Source organism: Pseudomonas sp. FP2300 (assembly GCF_030687595.1).
Lineage (GTDB): Bacteria > Pseudomonadota > Gammaproteobacteria > Pseudomonadales > Pseudomonadaceae > Aquipseudomonas > Aquipseudomonas bijieensis.
The window spans coordinates 5,325,070-5,341,264 of record NZ_CP117440.1; the positions used below are offsets into that span (position 1 = coordinate 5,325,070).

The 16,195-nt window shown below is 60.5% G+C and carries 15 protein-coding genes; 5 read left to right on the forward strand and 10 right to left on the reverse strand.

Annotation, left to right across the window (positions count from 1 at the left end):
• The 3 genes from PSH86_RS23590 (at position 1) to PSH86_RS23600 (ending at position 5,442) form a co-directional block, all read left to right on the forward strand.
• Positions 1–1,098, forward strand: a complete 1,098-nt coding sequence (locus PSH86_RS23590; RefSeq protein WP_176689227.1) for a DUF1513 domain-containing protein — start codon at positions 1–3, stop codon at positions 1,096–1,098.
• 155 nt (positions 1,099–1,253) lie between these two features.
• Entirely contained in the window at positions 1,254–2,402 is a 1,149-nt protein-coding gene (locus PSH86_RS23595) for an efflux RND transporter periplasmic adaptor subunit (protein ID WP_163857065.1), read from the forward strand.
• Positions 2,403–2,415: 13 nt separating this feature from the next.
• Positions 2,416–5,442, forward strand: a complete 3,027-nt coding sequence (locus tag PSH86_RS23600) for a multidrug efflux RND transporter permease subunit (RefSeq protein ID WP_163857063.1) — start codon at positions 2,416–2,418, stop codon at positions 5,440–5,442.
• Positions 5,443–5,527: 85 nt separating this feature from the next.
• Here the strand turns inward: PSH86_RS23600 and PSH86_RS23605 are convergent, their stop codons facing one another.
• The 5 genes from PSH86_RS23605 to colR form a co-directional block, all read right to left on the reverse strand.
• Positions 5,528–5,755: a hypothetical protein gene (locus PSH86_RS23605; protein WP_109753868.1), complete on the reverse strand. Its 228-nt coding sequence runs from the start codon at positions 5,753–5,755 to the stop codon at positions 5,528–5,530.
• A gap of 2 nt (positions 5,756–5,757) precedes the next feature.
• A complete protein-coding gene (locus PSH86_RS23610; RefSeq protein WP_163857060.1) occupies positions 5,758–6,468 on the reverse strand; it encodes a lipopolysaccharide kinase InaA family protein in 711 nt (236 codons plus the stop codon).
• Positions 6,469–6,472: 4 nt separating this feature from the next.
• Positions 6,473–7,141 carry a class I SAM-dependent methyltransferase gene (locus PSH86_RS23615; protein WP_163857057.1) on the reverse strand — a complete coding sequence of 223 codons (669 nt, stop codon included), beginning with the start codon at positions 7,139–7,141 and terminating at the stop codon, positions 6,473–6,475.
• 114 nt (positions 7,142–7,255) lie between these two features.
• Positions 7,256–8,530 carry a HAMP domain-containing sensor histidine kinase gene (locus PSH86_RS23620; protein WP_163857054.1) on the reverse strand — a complete coding sequence of 425 codons (1,275 nt, stop codon included), beginning with the start codon at positions 8,528–8,530 and terminating at the stop codon, positions 7,256–7,258.
• Positions 8,520–9,203 carry a two-component system response regulator ColR gene (gene colR / locus PSH86_RS23625; RefSeq protein ID WP_025215158.1) on the reverse strand — a complete coding sequence of 228 codons (684 nt, stop codon included), beginning with the start codon at positions 9,201–9,203 and terminating at the stop codon, positions 8,520–8,522. Before colR ends, PSH86_RS23620 begins: the two co-directional genes overlap by 11 nt.
• A gap of 247 nt (positions 9,204–9,450) precedes the next feature.
• On the opposite strand from colR, the gene PSH86_RS23630 reads away from it, so the two are divergent.
• A complete protein-coding gene (locus PSH86_RS23630) occupies positions 9,451–10,194 on the forward strand; it encodes a phosphatase PAP2 family protein (protein ID WP_163857051.1) in 744 nt (247 codons plus the stop codon).
• 212 nt (positions 10,195–10,406) lie between these two features.
• Here PSH86_RS23630 and groL read toward each other — a convergent pair whose 3' ends face one another.
• From groL to PSH86_RS23650, 4 genes are all read right to left on the reverse strand, one after another.
• The gene (gene groL / locus PSH86_RS23635; protein WP_109753861.1) at positions 10,407–12,050 is read right to left on the reverse strand and encodes a chaperonin GroEL; all 1,644 of its coding nucleotides are present in this window, start codon (positions 12,048–12,050) and stop codon (positions 10,407–10,409) included.
• A gap of 49 nt (positions 12,051–12,099) precedes the next feature.
• On the reverse strand, positions 12,100–12,393 hold the full coding sequence (locus PSH86_RS23640; RefSeq protein WP_003178744.1) for a co-chaperone GroES: 294 nt from the start codon (positions 12,391–12,393) through the stop codon (positions 12,100–12,102).
• A 243-nt stretch (positions 12,394–12,636) separates the two neighbouring features.
• On the reverse strand, positions 12,637–13,113 hold the full coding sequence (locus PSH86_RS23645; protein ID WP_109753860.1) for an FxsA family protein: 477 nt from the start codon (positions 13,111–13,113) through the stop codon (positions 12,637–12,639).
• Between the two features lie 66 nt (positions 13,114–13,179).
• A complete protein-coding gene (locus PSH86_RS23650; RefSeq protein WP_109753859.1) occupies positions 13,180–13,911 on the reverse strand; it encodes a HugZ family protein in 732 nt (243 codons plus the stop codon).
• A 164-nt stretch (positions 13,912–14,075) separates the two neighbouring features.
• On the opposite strand from PSH86_RS23650, the gene PSH86_RS23655 reads away from it, so the two are divergent.
• Positions 14,076–14,834 (forward strand): SDR family oxidoreductase, encoded by a 759-nt coding sequence (locus PSH86_RS23655; RefSeq protein ID WP_109753858.1) that lies wholly within the window; start codon positions 14,076–14,078, stop codon positions 14,832–14,834.
• Between the two features lie 172 nt (positions 14,835–15,006).
• Here the strand turns inward: PSH86_RS23655 and apbC are convergent, their stop codons facing one another.
• Entirely contained in the window at positions 15,007–16,101 is a 1,095-nt protein-coding gene (gene apbC, locus PSH86_RS23660; protein ID WP_109753857.1) for an iron-sulfur cluster carrier protein ApbC, read from the reverse strand.
• Between the last annotated feature and the right edge of the window lie 94 nt (positions 16,102–16,195).

The window sequence follows — 16,195 nt, forward strand, 5'->3', positions numbered from 1 at the left end:
ATGTTTCGACGTCAGGTCCTGGCACTGGGCAGCTTGCTGCTCGGCGCCGTTACCCTGGGCGGCTGGACGCTGTTCAAGCAAAAGGACAAGAGTCCGCTACTGCTTTCGGCACGGGACGATGGCGACGGCAAGCACTACGCCGTCGGCTATCGACTGGACGGCACGCGGGTGTTCGCCACCCAGGTCGGCCAGCGTTGCCATGACATCATCAACCATCCAACACTGCCGATTGCGCTGTTCGTCGCCCGTCGTCCAGGCACCGAAAGCTATCTGATCGACCTGCGCGACGGGTCGCTGCTGCAAACCATCACCTCGTTGCCGAACCGGCATTTCTATGGCCACGCGGTGATCCACAAAAGCGGCGAGTGGCTGTATGCCACCGAGAACGACACCACCGACCCGGGACGCGGGCTGTTGGGCGTATACCGTTTCGAAGGCGAGCGGCTGGTACACAGCGGCGAGATTTCCACCCATGGCATCGGTCCTCACCAGGTGTCATGGATGCCCGATGGAGAAACGCTGGTGATCGCCAACGGCGGCATTCGCACCGAGGCCGAAAGCCGGGTCGAAATGAACCTCGACGCCATGGAGCCGAGCCTGGTGCTGATGCAACGCGATGGCACCCTGCTGAGCAAGGAAACCCTCGCCCAGTCGATGAACAGCGTGCGCCACCTGGGCATAGCCAGCGACGGCACCATCGTCTCCGGCCAGCAGTTCATGGGCGCTGCCCACGAGTCGTCGGAACTGGTGGCGATCAAGCGGCCGGGCCAACCGTTCCAGGCGTTCCCGGTGCCTGAAGAGCAATTGCAGGCCATGGGGCACTACACCGCCAGCGTCGCCGTGCACAGCGACTTGCGCCTGGTGGCCCTGACCGCCCCTCGTGGCAACCGCTTCTTCATCTGGGACCTGGACAGTGGCGACGTACGCCTGGACGCACCGCTGCCGGACTGCGCCGGCGTAGGCGCGGTGGCCGATGGTTTCGTCGTGACGTCGGGCCAAGGACGCTGCCGCTATTACGATTGCCGGCAGACACCACTGGTTGCAAAACCACTGGATCTACCGGCAGGGCTCTGGGACAACCATTTGCATCTGGCCTGAGCATGGGAGCGAAGCCTATCGGCGCCGAGCTCCCTGATTTTTCGGAAAAATCCCACGCATTGCCAGCCCGCCAGCATCTGGAATACCCCGCACACTCGGAGTAATGTGCCCGCCTATCTGTATTTTCCCTCAGCTCTTTTCCAAGGAAGTGGAACATGCTGCGACGCCGCATGCTGATCATGTTGGGTGTTGTCCTGCTGGTGGTGCTGTTGCTCGCCGGCTACAAGGCCTTCTCCGTCTACCAGCAGATCCAGATGTTTTCTGCCCCCAAACCACCGGTCAGCGTTGCCGTAGCCACGGCCGCCCAGCAACCCTGGGAGGCTCGCCTGCCCACCGTTGGCAGCCTCAAGGCGCTGCAAGGCGTGGACCTGAGCCTGGAAACTGCCGGGACCGTGCAGAAGGTGCAATTCCAGTCCGGGCAGAAGGTCAAGGCCGGCCAGCCACTCCTGCAACTGGACAGCGACGTCGAAAGCGCCCTGCTGGAAACCGCCGAGGCCGACCTTGGCCTGTCGCAACTGGATTTCGGTCGCGGCCGACAACTGGTGGGCAGCCAGGCGATCTCCAAGGGCGAGTTCGACCGGCTCTCGGCGCAACTGAAAAAAAACCAGGCCACGGTCAATCAACTCAAGGCGTCACTGGCCAAGAAACACATCCTGGCGCCGTTCAGCGGCACCATCGGCATTCGCCAGGTGGACGTCGGCGACTACCTGGCCAGCGGCACGGTGATCGCCACCCTGCAAGACCTCAGCAGCCTTTATGTGGACTTCTACGTCCCTGAGCAAACCGTGCCCAGGCTCGCCGTTGCCCAACCGGTCAACGTCAGCGTCTCGGCCTATCCCGGGCAGAACTTCGTCGGCACCATCAGCGCGATCAACCCCAAGGTCGAGGACAGCACCCGCAACGTATTGGTGCGCGCCACCCTGGCCAACCCCGACGGCAAGCTGCTGCCCGGCATGTTCGCCAACCTGCAGGTGATCCTGCCGGAGGTGGCCGCCGGAATCGTCGTGCCGGAAAGCGCCGTGACCTACACCCTCTACGGCAACTCCATGTACGTGGTGAGCCAGAAGAAAGCCGCCGACGGCAATATCGAGAAAGACGACAAGGGCCAGCCGGTCCTGATCGCCGAACGGCGCTTCGTCGAAACCGGCGAGCGACGTGACGGCCAAGTGCTGGTTTCCAAAGGCGTGCAGAGTGGCGAACAAGTCGTGATCGCCGGCCAGATCAAACTCGACAACGGTACGCCCATCGCCATCAGCGACGACAAGACCCTGACCGAACAGAACAGCCCGCCGCGCGCGGACTGATCAAGGAACCCTCATGGCTTTTACCGATCCATTCATCCGCCGTCCGGTGCTCGCCACCGTGGTCAGCCTGTTGATCGTGCTGCTGGGCTTCCAGGCCTGGAGCAAGTTGCCCTTGCGCCAGTATCCGCAAATGGAGAACGCCCTGATCACGGTGACCACCGCCTACCCCGGGGCCAACGCCGAAACCATCCAGGGCTACATTACCCAGCCGATGCAGCAGAGCCTGGCCAGCGCCGAGGGCATCGACTACATGACCTCGGTCAGTCGCCAGAACTTCTCGGTGATTTCGGTCTACGCCCGTATCGGCTCCAACAGCGACCGGCTCTTTACCGAACTGCTGGCCAAGGCCAACGAGGTCAAGAACCAGTTGCCCCAGGACGCCGAGGACCCCGTTCTCAGCCGCGAGGCCGCCGATGCCTCGGCGCTGATGTACATCAGCTTCTTCAGCAAGGAACTGAACAACCCGCAGATCACCGACTACCTGTCACGGGTGGTCCAGCCCAAACTGGCGACGCTGCCGGGCATGGCCGAGGCGGAGATCCTCGGCAACCAGGTCTTCGCCATGCGCCTGTGGCTGGACCCGGTCAAGCTCGCCGGCTTCGGCCTGACCGCCGCCGACGTGACCAATGCCGTGCGCCAGCACAACTTCCTCTCCGCTGCCGGTGAAGTGAAAGGCGAGTATGTGGTCACCAGCATCAACGCCAATACCGAACTCAAGTCCGCCGAGGCCTTCGCCGCGATCCCGCTCAAGACCGACGGCGACAGCCGCGTGTTGCTGCGAGACGTGGCCCGCGTGGAAATGGGCGCCGAGAACTACGACACCATCAGTTCCTTTGGTGGCACGCCTTCGGTGTACATCGGGATCAAGGCCACGCCCGGCGCGAACCCACTGGATGTGATCAAGGAAGTGCGCAAGATCATGCCGGACATGGAGGCCCAGCTCCCGACCAACCTCAAGGCCGAGATCGCCTACGACGCCACCCTGTTCATCCAGGCCTCCATCGACGAAGTGGTGAAAACCCTGTTCGAGGCGGTGCTGATCGTCATCGTCGTGGTGTTCCTGTTCCTCGGGGCCCTGCGTTCGGTGGTCATCCCGGTGGTGACCATCCCGCTGTCGATGATCGGCGTGATGTTCTTCATGCAGTTGATGGGCTACTCGATGAACCTCCTGACACTGCTGGCCATGGTGCTCGCCATCGGCCTGGTGGTGGACGACGCCATCGTGGTGGTGGAGAACATTCACCGGCACATCGAGGAAGGCAAGACCCCGTTCGACGCCGCGATAGAAGGTGCCCGGGAAATTGCCATGCCGGTGGTCTCGATGACCATCACCCTGGCGGCGGTGTATGCACCGATCGGCCTGCTCCAGGGCCTGACGGGCGCTTTGTTCAAGGAGTTCGCATTGACCCTGGCCGGGGCGGTGGTGATCTCCGGGATCGTCGCCCTGACCCTGTCGCCGATGATGTGCGCCATGCTCCTGCGCCACGACGAGAACCCCTCGGGCCTGGCTCATCGGCTGGACACGGTCTTCGAACGCTTGAAGAGCCGTTACCAGCGCATGCTTCACGGCACTCTCAACACCCGGCCGGTGGTGCTGGTGTTCGCGGTGATCGTCCTGCTGCTGATTCCGGTGCTGATCATGTTCACCAAGTCCGAACTGGCCCCCGACGAGGACCAGGGCATCATTTTCATGATGGCCAACGCCCCGCAGCCAACCAACCTCGACTACCTGAACACATACACCGATCACTTCATTACCATCTTCAAGGAGTTCCCGGAGTACTACTCCTCGTTCCAGATCAATGGCTACAACGGCGTGCAGTCGGGTATCGGCGGTTTCCTGCTCAAACCCTGGAACGAACGCAGCCGCACCCAGATGGAAATCCTGCCAGAGGTCCAGGCCAAGCTGGAAAGCGTGCCTGGCTTGCAGATCTTCGGTTTCAACCTGCCTTCGCTGCCAGGCACCGGCGAAGGCTTGCCGTTCGCGTTCGTCATCAACTCGCCGAAGGACTACGCGACGCTGCTGGAGATTGCCGACCGGGTCAAAAAGCGTGCATTGGAATCCGGCAAGTTCGCCTTCATGGACATTGACCTTGCGTTCGACAAGCCAGAAGTCGTGGTGGATATCGATCGCGCCAAGGCTGCCCAGATGGGCGTTTCGATGCAGGACCTGGGTGGCACCCTGGCGACACTGTTGGGTGAAGCCGAGATCAACCGCTTCACCCTCGAGGGGCGCAGCTACAAGGTCATTGCCCAGGTCGAGCGTCCTTTCCGGGACAACCCGGATTGGTTGAACAACTACTACGTGAAAAATGCCAAGGGTGAATCGCTACCGCTGTCGACCCTGATCAAGGTCAGCGACCGGGCGCGACCGCGACAACTGAACCAGTTCCAGCAACTCAATGCGGTGACGATTTCAGGCTTCCCCATCGTGAGCATGGGCGAGGCCATCGAGACCGTCCGCCAGATAGCCCGGGAGGAGGCCCCGGTAGGGTTCGCCTTCGATTACGCCGGGGCTTCGCGCCAATTCGTACAGGAGGGCAGCGCGTTGTGGGTGACCTTTGCCCTGGCCCTGGCAATCATCTTCCTGGTGCTGGCCGCGCAGTTCGAAAGCTTCCGGGACCCGCTGGTGATCCTGGTGACGGTGCCGCTGTCGATTTGCGGCGCCTTGATTCCGCTGTTCCTCGGCTGGTCGAGCATGAACATCTACACCCAGGTGGGCCTGGTGACGCTGATTGGCCTGATCAGCAAGCACGGGATCCTGATTGTCGAATTCGCCAACCAGTTGCGCAGGGAGCAGAACCTGACGCCGCGCGAAGCCGTGGAACAAGCCGCGTCGATTCGTCTGCGACCGGTGCTGATGACCACTGCGGCAATGGTGTTCGGCATGGTGCCGCTGATCCTCGCCACGGGCGCCGGGGCTGTGAGCCGTTTCGACATCGGTACGGTGATCGCTACCGGGATGTCGATTGGCACCCTGTTCACGCTGTTCGTGTTGCCCTGCGTCTACACGCTGCTGGCCAAGCCGGACAAAACCTGAGGCAGTTGTGTTCGACTGAACACTTGTACAAGTCCAAAAATAAAGGCCTCGCACAAGCGAGGCCTTTATTTTGGCTTCATGTCTCTCAACTTTGCGGCCTCATCCCCTGGGAAAGGCTGAACATGAACAGCAGCAGATCATTGTCCGGTCGGATCGCCTCGCTGGCCTTTGCCACGCGCGGCAAAGGGCAATGCGCATCAGCATTCGAAGCACTGAGGATCTGCGAGCGTGGCTGTTCCCACACAGCCACCGCCATCGATGCAACTGCCAGGGCTCCGACTAAAAACAAACCTCTAGCAATTTCTAGTTTCATCGCTATAAACCTTTGATAGCGCTGCCAAACGCCGCCTCATAAAAGTAGACGAGTTTTTTCCAATCGGCATCGCTGAACGACGAATGGCGCCGCAGCTGTTTCATGTCATGGGCGGCCGCACGCCGGGTAGTCAGGCGCTGGCGACACTTCTCCAGGTCCAGCAGGGCCACTTCGACCTTGGCCGCTTCGCCCTCCCCCGTCACACGCACAAAGACATGCTTGATGTAGAGGCAGCCGTGTTGCCAACGGCCTTTGTGCATGCGCGCCAGATTCTCGGCCAATGCCTGGAGGATTCGATCATGCACCGCTTCGCCATGGCGCTCACGTCCGCCTTCGGCATACCAGTGCTCGATTTCCTCAAAGCCTTCCAAGGCATGGGTCACCAACAGCGCACGCCACTTGTGGACGGGGTCACGCTGGGCACCACAAAAAATGAGCTGGGGAACGCGGACATCCAGCCGAGTCAAGGCCAGCAGTGCGTCTTGCTCGCGCAACACGGTCGGTCGACCGAACGGATGCAGCCAACTGCGATAAATGTGTCCGGTCTGACGCTTGGCATAAAGCAGCTCGCCGTCCTTGCTGTTGATCCGCTGCACGCCGCTTTCACCACCACGTCGTACATTGGGTTCTTCTACCCACTCACCTTGCTGGTTCCAGAAGTGTTCGAAGCTGTTGCGGGAAATGCCAGTTGTCTCTACTGCCTGCACAACCATGCTGTTACCTCTTGCGTAATACATAAACTCGCCACATGGCATAGAGCGGTAGGAAATCCAGTCGTTCCTGAATGCGAAACCCAGCCTGCCGAAACTCCTCTTCTACTGTATCAGTCGGTAACACAAATCGATTCTGGTAGTCTTTCTGCCCACGAGTACGCTCCAGACGCTTGCGTTTCCAGGCCTTGAAATTGCCATCGACCCACAATGAAACGATCACGCTGTCACGGCTGACACGCTCGAATTCCTTCAGAATCGCCAGTCGATGCGCGGGTTCGCCGATGTGATGCAGCAAACGCATGCAAAAAATGCTGTCGACGGCGTTATCAGGCAAGGCGATGTCGAACGCAGAAGTGTGCAAGGGTCGTACCCGTTTTACGACATCGGCCGGTTGAGACTTCAATGCGGTCTTGAGCATGGCCTCGGAGTTGTCCGCACCGATGATGACCCGGTTCGGTTTTTCGGCCAACAGGGACCAGAAGCGTCCGGCACCGCAGGGTAGGTCCAACACCAGGCCGGGGTCACCGACCAGCGCCAACGCGCGCCGGGCCAGTTGCTGGTCTCGCTGGTTGGAAAGACGGCGACTCAAACCACTGCGATGCTTGTGAAAATATTGCTGGGCGTGCTGCTCGTCGTATTTTTCGGAAAAGTCCAGCTTGATAGGTTTGGACATAAAGGGGGTCTCCATGACTGATCGACCCCACCTTATGAATCGGAATGTCATGCCTTTGTGAAAATAAAGTCACATAAGCGCCCCAATGTTTACAAGACTTTTCAAGGCATACGCTTAGCCCTTTGGATTCAATTGCACCTCGAAGTGGCAACCGTTGGGCTCCATCGTACTGAGGCTCACTGTCCAGCCCTGGTTCTCGCAAATGCGCTGCACCAGGGACAAGCCCAATCCCAATCCCTCGCCGCGCTTTTCATTACCACGCACGAACGGCTCGAACATCGCCTCGCGCTTCTCCTCCGGGATGCCCACACCGCTGTCCTCGACCACAAACCCGGTAGCGCTCAGCGAAAGGCGAATGAACCCCTGATCGGTGTAGTGCAGGGCGTTGCGTAGCAAATTGCCCATCACGGCAGTCAGGAACGTGGCGTTGTACAGGGTATCGGCGGTTTGCCCGGGCTCGAAAATCAGCGTCAGGCCTTTGGACTCGATGGGCCCGCGCCATACTCCAAGGAGGTTCTCGGCCACCTGCCCCAGGGTCAGCCGAGGCGACCCGCCGTCTTCGCGCTGGGCCCTGGCGAGCATCAGGAAGGTCTGCACCAGTTCGCGCATCTCTTCACTGGCCCTGTTGATACGCTCGACCTGGGTCCGACCGCGCTGGTCCAGTGCCGGGTTTTCCAGCAGCAACTCACAGGAGGTCGCCAGGACCATCAGCGGTGTGCGCAATTCGTGGCTCACATCGCTGGTAAACAATCGTTCGCGAGTCAGGGCCTGGCGCAAGCGCCCCAGGGTTGCGTCGAACGCCACGGCCAGTTCACCCACTTCATCGGCGGCATAATCCGGGGCCAGCGGCGGAGCGAGGCCGAGGAGCTGATCGCGATGACGCACTTGCCGGGCCAGGCGAACCACCGGCGCCATCACCCGGCGTGCCAGGACCCAGCCCAGAAATACCGCTAGTGCCAGGCTGAGCACAAAGCCCACCAGCACCACGGCGAACAACACCCGTTCGCGCTCTTCGAAGTCGCTCTGGTCTTGCAGCAACACGTAGTGCCGACCGTCCACGATCTCGACCATGGCGTGATACGACAACTGTTCGCGAAACACCTCGTGGAAACCACGCTCCAGATGGCGCAGGTCCTTGGGCAGCTCGAAATCACCTGGGCCGCCGCTGAAATAAAACAGTTGGTCGGGTTCCGGCCGATGGTTCCAGTCCGAGACACTGTCCATCAACAGCAAGCGTTGCAGATCGCCGCCAAGCCCGGCAGAAATCAGTTTCTCTTCGACCAGATGGACTGTCGCCACGATGCCCATGGCGAAAGCGCCAGCCACCAACGCGCTCATCAGCGCAAAGGCGATGATGATCCGTTGGGCAAGGCTTTGCTTAAACTCCATCGCGGCCCTCGGCCAAGCGATAGCCGACGCCGTGTACGGTGTGCAACAGCGGTTTGTCGAACGGTTTGTCGATCACCTGGCGCAGTTGATGGACGTGGCTGCGCAGGCTGTCGCTGTCCGGGCAGTCATCGCCCCACAAGGCTTCTTCGAGGATTTCGCGGCGCAGCACGTGGGGGCTTTTCTGCATCAGTACCGCCAGCAGCTTGAGGCCTACGGGGTTGAGCTTGAGCAGCTTGCCTTCGCGGGTCACTTCCAGGGTGTCAAGGTCGTAGCTCAGGTCGCCAACCTGCAAGGCACGGCGGCCACCGCCTTGGGCTCGACGCATGACGGCTTCGATTCGCGCGGCCAGCTCTGACAGGGCAAACGGTTTGATCAGGTAGTCATCGGCCCCGGACTTGAAGCCCTGCAAACGATCGTCCAACTGATCCCGGGCGGTGAGCATGATCACCGGGGTGTCGCGCCGGGCGTCTTCGCGCAGGCGCTTGCACAAGGTGTAGCCGTCGATGCCCGGCAGCATGATGTCGAGCACGATCAGGTCGTAGTGTTCGGTAGCGGCCAGGTGCAAGCCCGACAGACCGTCCTGGGCACAATCGACGGTATAACCCTTGAGCCCCAGGTAATCGGCCAGGTTTGCGAGAATATCGCGGTTGTCTTCGACCAGTAGAATTCGCATGGGCACCTCTGCGTACACAGTTAACGGCCATCTTGGCCCGCGCAGCTTACGGCCAAGTCTGGCTCACGGCTAGAGTTGTATAGGTGGCGCTAGCGAGTAAGTCCGCTCCCACAAAGATCGAGTGAGCCCACGGCAGCATTGTGTGGGCATTGACGAGTTTTTCACCCAACATTCACACCGTCCCGACGCCACGCGGGCCAGACTGCGCAACGCGCTGCTTACGAAAACTCCCATCAAAGGTACTGCCATGGTCTCCACCGCCATCCGCCCCGCTTCCAGGCCCCTGAATTTCTGGATTGCCCTGGGCCTGCCAGCCGTTGTCGCAGCGATTCTGGTGTTGCTGGAACTGACCACGTTGGACATGGACCTGGCCAAACTGTTTTACGACCCGATGGCGGGTGGATTTATCGGTCGGCACAGTTATTTTCTGGAGGACATCCTGCACGACCGAGCCAAAGAGGTGGTTATCGCATTCTCCATGGTGGCGATCCTCGGGTTCATCGGTACGTTTTTCATCGCTCGGCTCAAGCCATTCAAACGCGAACTGGGTTGCCTGGTGCTGTCCCTGGCCCTGGCGACGTCCTTCGTCACACCGATGAAAGCGGTGACGGCGGTGCAATGCCCCTGGAGTTTGAAGGAGTTCGGAGGCAAGGAAACCTACAGTGAGCTGCTAAGCCCACGCCCGGCCACGGACAAACCCGGCCGATGCTGGCCCGGCGGTCATGCCGCCACCGGGTTCACCTTGTTTGCGCTGTTTTTCGTGCTGCGCGACCGCCGCCCGCGCCTGGCCCGCCGGGCCCTGGTACTCGCCTTCACGCTGGGAACGGTGTTTTCCCTGGGTCGGATGATGCAAGGGGCGCATTTCTTTTCCCACAACGTGTGGACTGCGGTGTTCTGTTGGCTGATTTGCCTGGGGTGTTACTACTACATCCTGTACCGACCGGCCTCTACATCTGAGCGTGTGGCCGTCACTCATCCGGTCAATGCCTGAAAGCCCCCGGACAAACCCTGTGGGAGCAAAGCTTGCTCGCGATTGCGAGGGCAGCGTCAGCATCCTGGCAAGCTGACCCACTGCGATCGCGAGCAAGCTTTGCTCCCACAGAGACAGATGGGTGCAACTTCAAGCCTGAGATAAATCCAAGGCAATAAAAAACCCCGCTTGCTTTCGCAGGCGGGGCTTTTCGCTACAGGGGTAAGGCTGGCTTACATCATGCCGCCCATGCCACCCATGCCGCCCATGTCTGGCATGCCGCCGCCAGCTGGAGCGTCTTCCTTGATTTCAGCGATCATCGCCTCGGTGGTGATCATCAGGCTGGCAATCGACGAAGCCGCTTGCAGAGCCGAACGAGTCACTTTGGCTGGGTCCAGGATACCCATTTCGATCATGTCGCCGTATTCGCCGGTGGCAGCGTTGTAACCGTAGTTACCCGAACCCTGCTTGACCTTGTCGACCACAACGCTTGGCTCATCGCCGGAGTTGGCAACGATCTGGCGCAGTGGAGCTTCTACAGCGCGACGCAGCAACTGGATGCCCACGTTCTGGTCATCGTTGTCGCCCTTGAGTTCGCTGATGGCTTGCAGGGCACGAACCAGTGCCACGCCGCCGCCAGGTACCACGCCTTCTTCAACGGCTGCGCGAGTAGCGTGCAGGGCGTCTTCAACGCGGGCTTTCTTCTCTTTCATTTCAACTTCGGAACCGGCGCCAACCTTGATCACTGCAACGCCGCCGGACAGCTTGGCCAGGCGCTCTTGCAGTTTTTCACGGTCGTAGTCGGACGAAGTCTCGGCCACTTGGGCGCGGATCTGGGTAACGCGAGCCTGGATGTCAGCCTCGACGCCGGCACCGTCGATCACGGTGGTGTTTTCCTTGGACAGGATCACGCGCTTGGCGTTACCCAGGTGCTCCAGGGTGGTGCTTTCCAGGCTCAGGCCGATCTCTTCGGAGATAACGGTACCGCCGGTCAGTACGGCGATGTCCTGCAGCATGGCCTTGCGACGATCGCCGAAGCCAGGAGCCTTGACGGCTGCGACTTTAACGATGCCACGCATGTTGTTCACAACCAGAGTCGCCAAGGCTTCGCCTTCGACGTCTTCGGCCACGATCAGCAGTGGGCGGCCGGCTTTGGCAACGGCTTCCAGCACTGGCAGCATTTCGCGGATGTTGGAGATCTTCTTGTCGACCAGCAGGATCAGCGGGCCGTCGAGCTCGGCGGTCATGGTGTCCGGCTTGTTGACGAAGTACGGGGACAGGTAGCCACGGTCGAACTGCATGCCTTCTACAACCGACAGTTCGTTTTCCAGGCCCGAGCCTTCTTCAACGGTGATCACGCCTTCTTTACCGACTTTTTCCATGGCTTCGGCAATGATGTCGCCGATGGAGCTGTCGGAGTTGGCGGAGATGGTGCCGACCTGGGCGATTGCCTTGGTGTCAGCGCACGGCTTGGACAGGCCTTTGAGTTCCTTGACGATGGCGATGGTCGCCTTGTCGATGCCGCGCTTGAGGTCCATCGGGTTCATGCCGGCAGCGACGGCTTTCAGGCCTTCGTTGACGATCGATTGAGCCAGGACGGTAGCGGTGGTGGTGCCGTCACCGGCGTCGTCGTTGGCACGGGAGGCAACGTCCTTGACCAGTTGCGCGCCCATGTTTTCGAAGCGGTCCTTGAGCTCGATTTCCTTGGCTACGGAAACGCCGTCCTTGGTGATGGTCGGAGCGCCGAAGCTCTTCTCGATGATCACGTTACGGCCTTTCGGGCCCAGGGTCGCTTTTACTGCGTCAGCCAGGACGTTGACACCGGCGAGCATTTTCTTGCGGGCGGAATCGCCGAATTTAACTTCTTTAGCAGCCATGATCGATATTCCTTAAATACTTTGTAGTCGCGGAAAAATGAGCGGGGAATCAGCCTTCGATAACAGCGAGGATTTCGCTCTCGCCGATAACCAGCAGGTCTTCGCCATCAACTTTCACAGTGTTGCTACCGGAGTAAGGGCCGAAAACAACCTTGTCACCCACTTTCACGGACAGCGCACGTACTTCACCGTTTTCCAGTGCTTTGCCTGGGCCTACAGCGAGGACTTCACCCTGGTTTGGCTTTTCAGCAGCCGAACCTGGCAGGACGATACCGCCAGCGGTTTTCTTTTCTTCTTCGCTGCGACGGACGACGACGCGGTCATGCAGAGGACGAAGCTTCATTGTCGATCTCTCCTAATTGTGGTTTTCATCGGCCGGTGTAGTCCCGGCGGGTTTAACAAAGCCGGCAGAGCCGGGTGCGGTTCGTCAGTCGAACCGCGGAAGTCTGTCCGGTGTCACCACCGGAAACCTTGCGGTGACCGTTACATAAGGGCGTACAAGTGGATTACAAGGGCGGGGGGAGAAATTTTTTTACTTCGCGCAGCCAAAACGAACACGGCGCCCGAAGGCGCCGTATCGAGGGTTTTACTTGGAATCCCGGTGTTCGAACTCGCCTTCGATCACATTGGGCTCGCGCCCTACAGGCTGGCGCGGGGCCGGACCACCACGGGGTTGCAGGTCATCGGCAAAGGCCCGCTGACGCATCGCCTGCTCTTCGGCGCGCTGGCGCATTTTATTGGCCAGCATCCGACGGGTGAATGGCAACAGCATGACCAGGCCCACTACGTCGCTGATAAAGCCTGGCAGGATCAACAGGCCGCCACCCAAGGCCAGCATCAGGCCTTCGAGCATGGTCTGGGCTGGCAGCTCGCCACGGTTCAGGCTTTCACGAGCCCGCAACGCTGTGGCGAGGCCGGCAATGCGCAGCACGAACACGCCGAGCATCGAGCCGAGAATGACCAGCAGCAGCGCCGGGAAAAACCCGATCGCACCGCTGACCTTGACGAATACGAACAGCTCCAACACCGGGAACAGCAGAAAGAGCAACAAAAAAGGGCGCATCAAATGGTTCCTCAACGCAAGAATGCCTTGCTATGAAAACCTAAATGACGTCGTTCTTTCGTGAATTCAAGCGTCGACTTGCGCATTTTTCGGCCATTGCTCGGCGTGAGCCAGATAAACCAAGGCTTCGCGCACTTGTGTCGGCGTGTTGCAAGGCGTCGCAAACGCCAGCCAATGCAGGCCCTGGCCGATACGCAGGTGCATGCCTTCGCTGTCGATGCCTACCAATTGCGCCGGTTCGCTTTTCGGCAGGCCGGCCAACTCCACGTAATGAGCAATGGCCTTGGCGTGATCGGCGTTCATGTGCTCGATCATGCTGGCTTCGGCTTTGCCGGCGAAGGGATTGGCCAGGGTGAGCTGGTCGATCCAGTGGATGGCACCAAAGCCGCCGATGTAGCGATGGCGCACCGGGTCGAGCACCCAGAAATCGAAATCATGGGCCTTGTGGTAGTTCTGCGAGTCAGGGAAATAGCGGTAGTAACGCTCGGCGGCAGCCTCGATGGCGGCGCCGTCTTCGAGTTTCCGGGCCTCGGCCAGATAGGTCAGGCGCCCCACGGCCTGCACATCCTCGGCACCGCGCTCGCCTACCAGCATCGAACACTTGGGGTCTTTTTGCAGATTGTGCGTGTGCTGGGCGATGCGGCTGATCAGGATCAGGGGCCGGCCTTGTTCGTCCAGGCAATAGGGCACGACGGAACCGAACGGAAAGCCGGGCATGGATTTGGAATGAGTGGCGAGCACTCCACGGTATTCCTTGAGCAGCAGTTCCCGGGCATTCTTGGCAGCTTCAACGCTCAATTTATGACTCCTTTTATGAAATCCGTCTAGAAAACGGTCAGGCGACTGGAGTAATGTTCCGGTACGCCTATGGGACAGTTCTCGTGTGCAGCCGGGCTACTCCGTCGCAAATCGAGAGGCCTCCCAAAAGGTCCCCTTCACCGCTGCGCCATCTGGACATGAGAATGCAACTCACCGACAAAGTAATCATTATCACCGGCGGTTGCCAGGGTTTGGGCCGCTCCATGGCCGAGTATCTGGCGGGGAAAGGCGCGAAACTCGCCTTGGTGGACCTCAACCAGGAAAAACTCGACCAGGCCGTTGCCGCCTGCACAGCCAAGGGTGTCGAGGCGCGTGCCTACCTGTGCAACGTCGCCAATGAAGAACAAGTGACCGACATGGTTGCTCGGGTGGCCGAGGATTTCGGCGCGATCCACGGCCTGATCAACAACGCAGGGATCCTGCGCGACGGCCTGCTGCTCAAGGTCAAGGACGGCGAAATGACCAAGATGAGCCTGGCCCAGTGGCAGGCCGTGATCGACGTCAACCTGACCGGTGTATTCCTGTGCACCCGTGAAGTGGCGGCGAAAATGGTCGAGCTGAAAAACAGTGGCGCCATCATCAATATCTCGTCGATTTCCCGCGCCGGCAATGTCGGCCAGACCAACTACTCGGCCGCCAAGGCCGGCGTGGCCGCCGCCACCGTGACCTGGGCCAAGGAGCTGGCACGCTACGGCATCCGTGTCGCCGGTATCGCACCGGGCTTCATTGAAACCGAGATGACCCTGGGCATGAAGCCCGAAGCCCTGGAAAAAATGACCTCGGGGATTCCGCTCAAGCGCATGGGCAAGCCCGAGGAGATTGCTCATTCGGCGGCGTACATCTTCGAGAACGACTATTACACCGGTCGGATCCTGGAGATGGATGGCGGGTTGCGGATCTAAGAACCTGCACACAATCAATGTGGGACAATGTGGGAGCGAGCCTGCTCGCGATCGCGTCAGGTCAGTCAGCCTTGATGTGGCTGATATACCGCTATCGCGAGCAGGCTCGCTCCCACAAGGGATTGCATTTCAAAGGAGCAGCCTGGTTAGCTGCTCAAATTGCTGTGCAGCATCAATCGTCGCTGACAGTGATGTTCGGCATCGCCGGTGATGCGGCCTCTTGCAACACGATCCGCGCGCCCACATGGCGGGCCAGCTCCTGATAGACCATGGCGATCTGGCTGTCCGGCTCGGCGATGACCGTGGGTTTGCCGCCGTCGGCCTGTTCGCGGATCAGCATCGACAACGGCAGCGAGGCCAGCAGTTCGACGCCGTACTGGCTCGCCAGTTTTTCCCCGCCACCTTCGCCGAACAGATGCTCGGCATGCCCGCAGTTCGAGCAGATGTGCACGGCCATGTTTTCCACCACGCCCAGCACCGGGATGTTCACTTTGCGGAACATTTCCACGCCCTTGCGCGCGTCCAGCAGGGCCAGGTCTTGAGGGGTGGTGACGATCACCGCCCCGGCCACCGGGACTTTCTGCGCCAGCGTCAGCTGGATATCGCCAGTTCCTGGCGGCATGTCGATCACCAGGTAATCCAGGTCACCCCAGGCGGTTTGCGTCACCAGTTGCAGCAGGGCACCGGAAACCATCGGCCCGCGCCAGACCATCGGCGTGTTGTCGTCGGTCAGGAAGGCCATGGACATGACTTCCACGCCATGGGACTGGATCGGCACGAACCACTTCTGGTCCTTGACCTGGGGCCGGGTGCCCTCGGCCACGCCGAACATGATGCCCTGGCTCGGGCCGTAGATGTCCGCGTCGAGAATCCCGACCTTGGCCCCTTCACGGGCCAGGGCCAGGGCCAGGTTGGCGGCGGTGGTGGACTTGCCCACGCCGCCCTTGCCCGAGGCCACGGCGATGACATTCTTGACGTTCGCCAGCCCCGGTACCTGCGCCTGGGCCTTGTGAGCAGCGATCACGCTGGTGATGTCGACTTTGGCGCTGGCTACACCGTCCAGGGACTCGATCGCCATTTGCAGCATCTGCGCCCAACCGCTCTTGAACAGATCGGCGGCGTAGCCGATTTCCAGCTGGACGCTGACGCGATCGCCCTGAATGTCGATGGTGCGCACGCATCCGGCGCTGACCGGGTCCTGATTCAGGTAGGGGTCGGTGTACTGGCGAAGGACGGCTTCCACCGCTGCGCGATTGACGGCGCTCATGGGCAACTCCGATAGCAAGACTTGAAAACAGGCCGCTATCCTACGCCGCGCATGCTGTTGTGGCGACCCGATTACCGCGGTGCGAACACCTTTT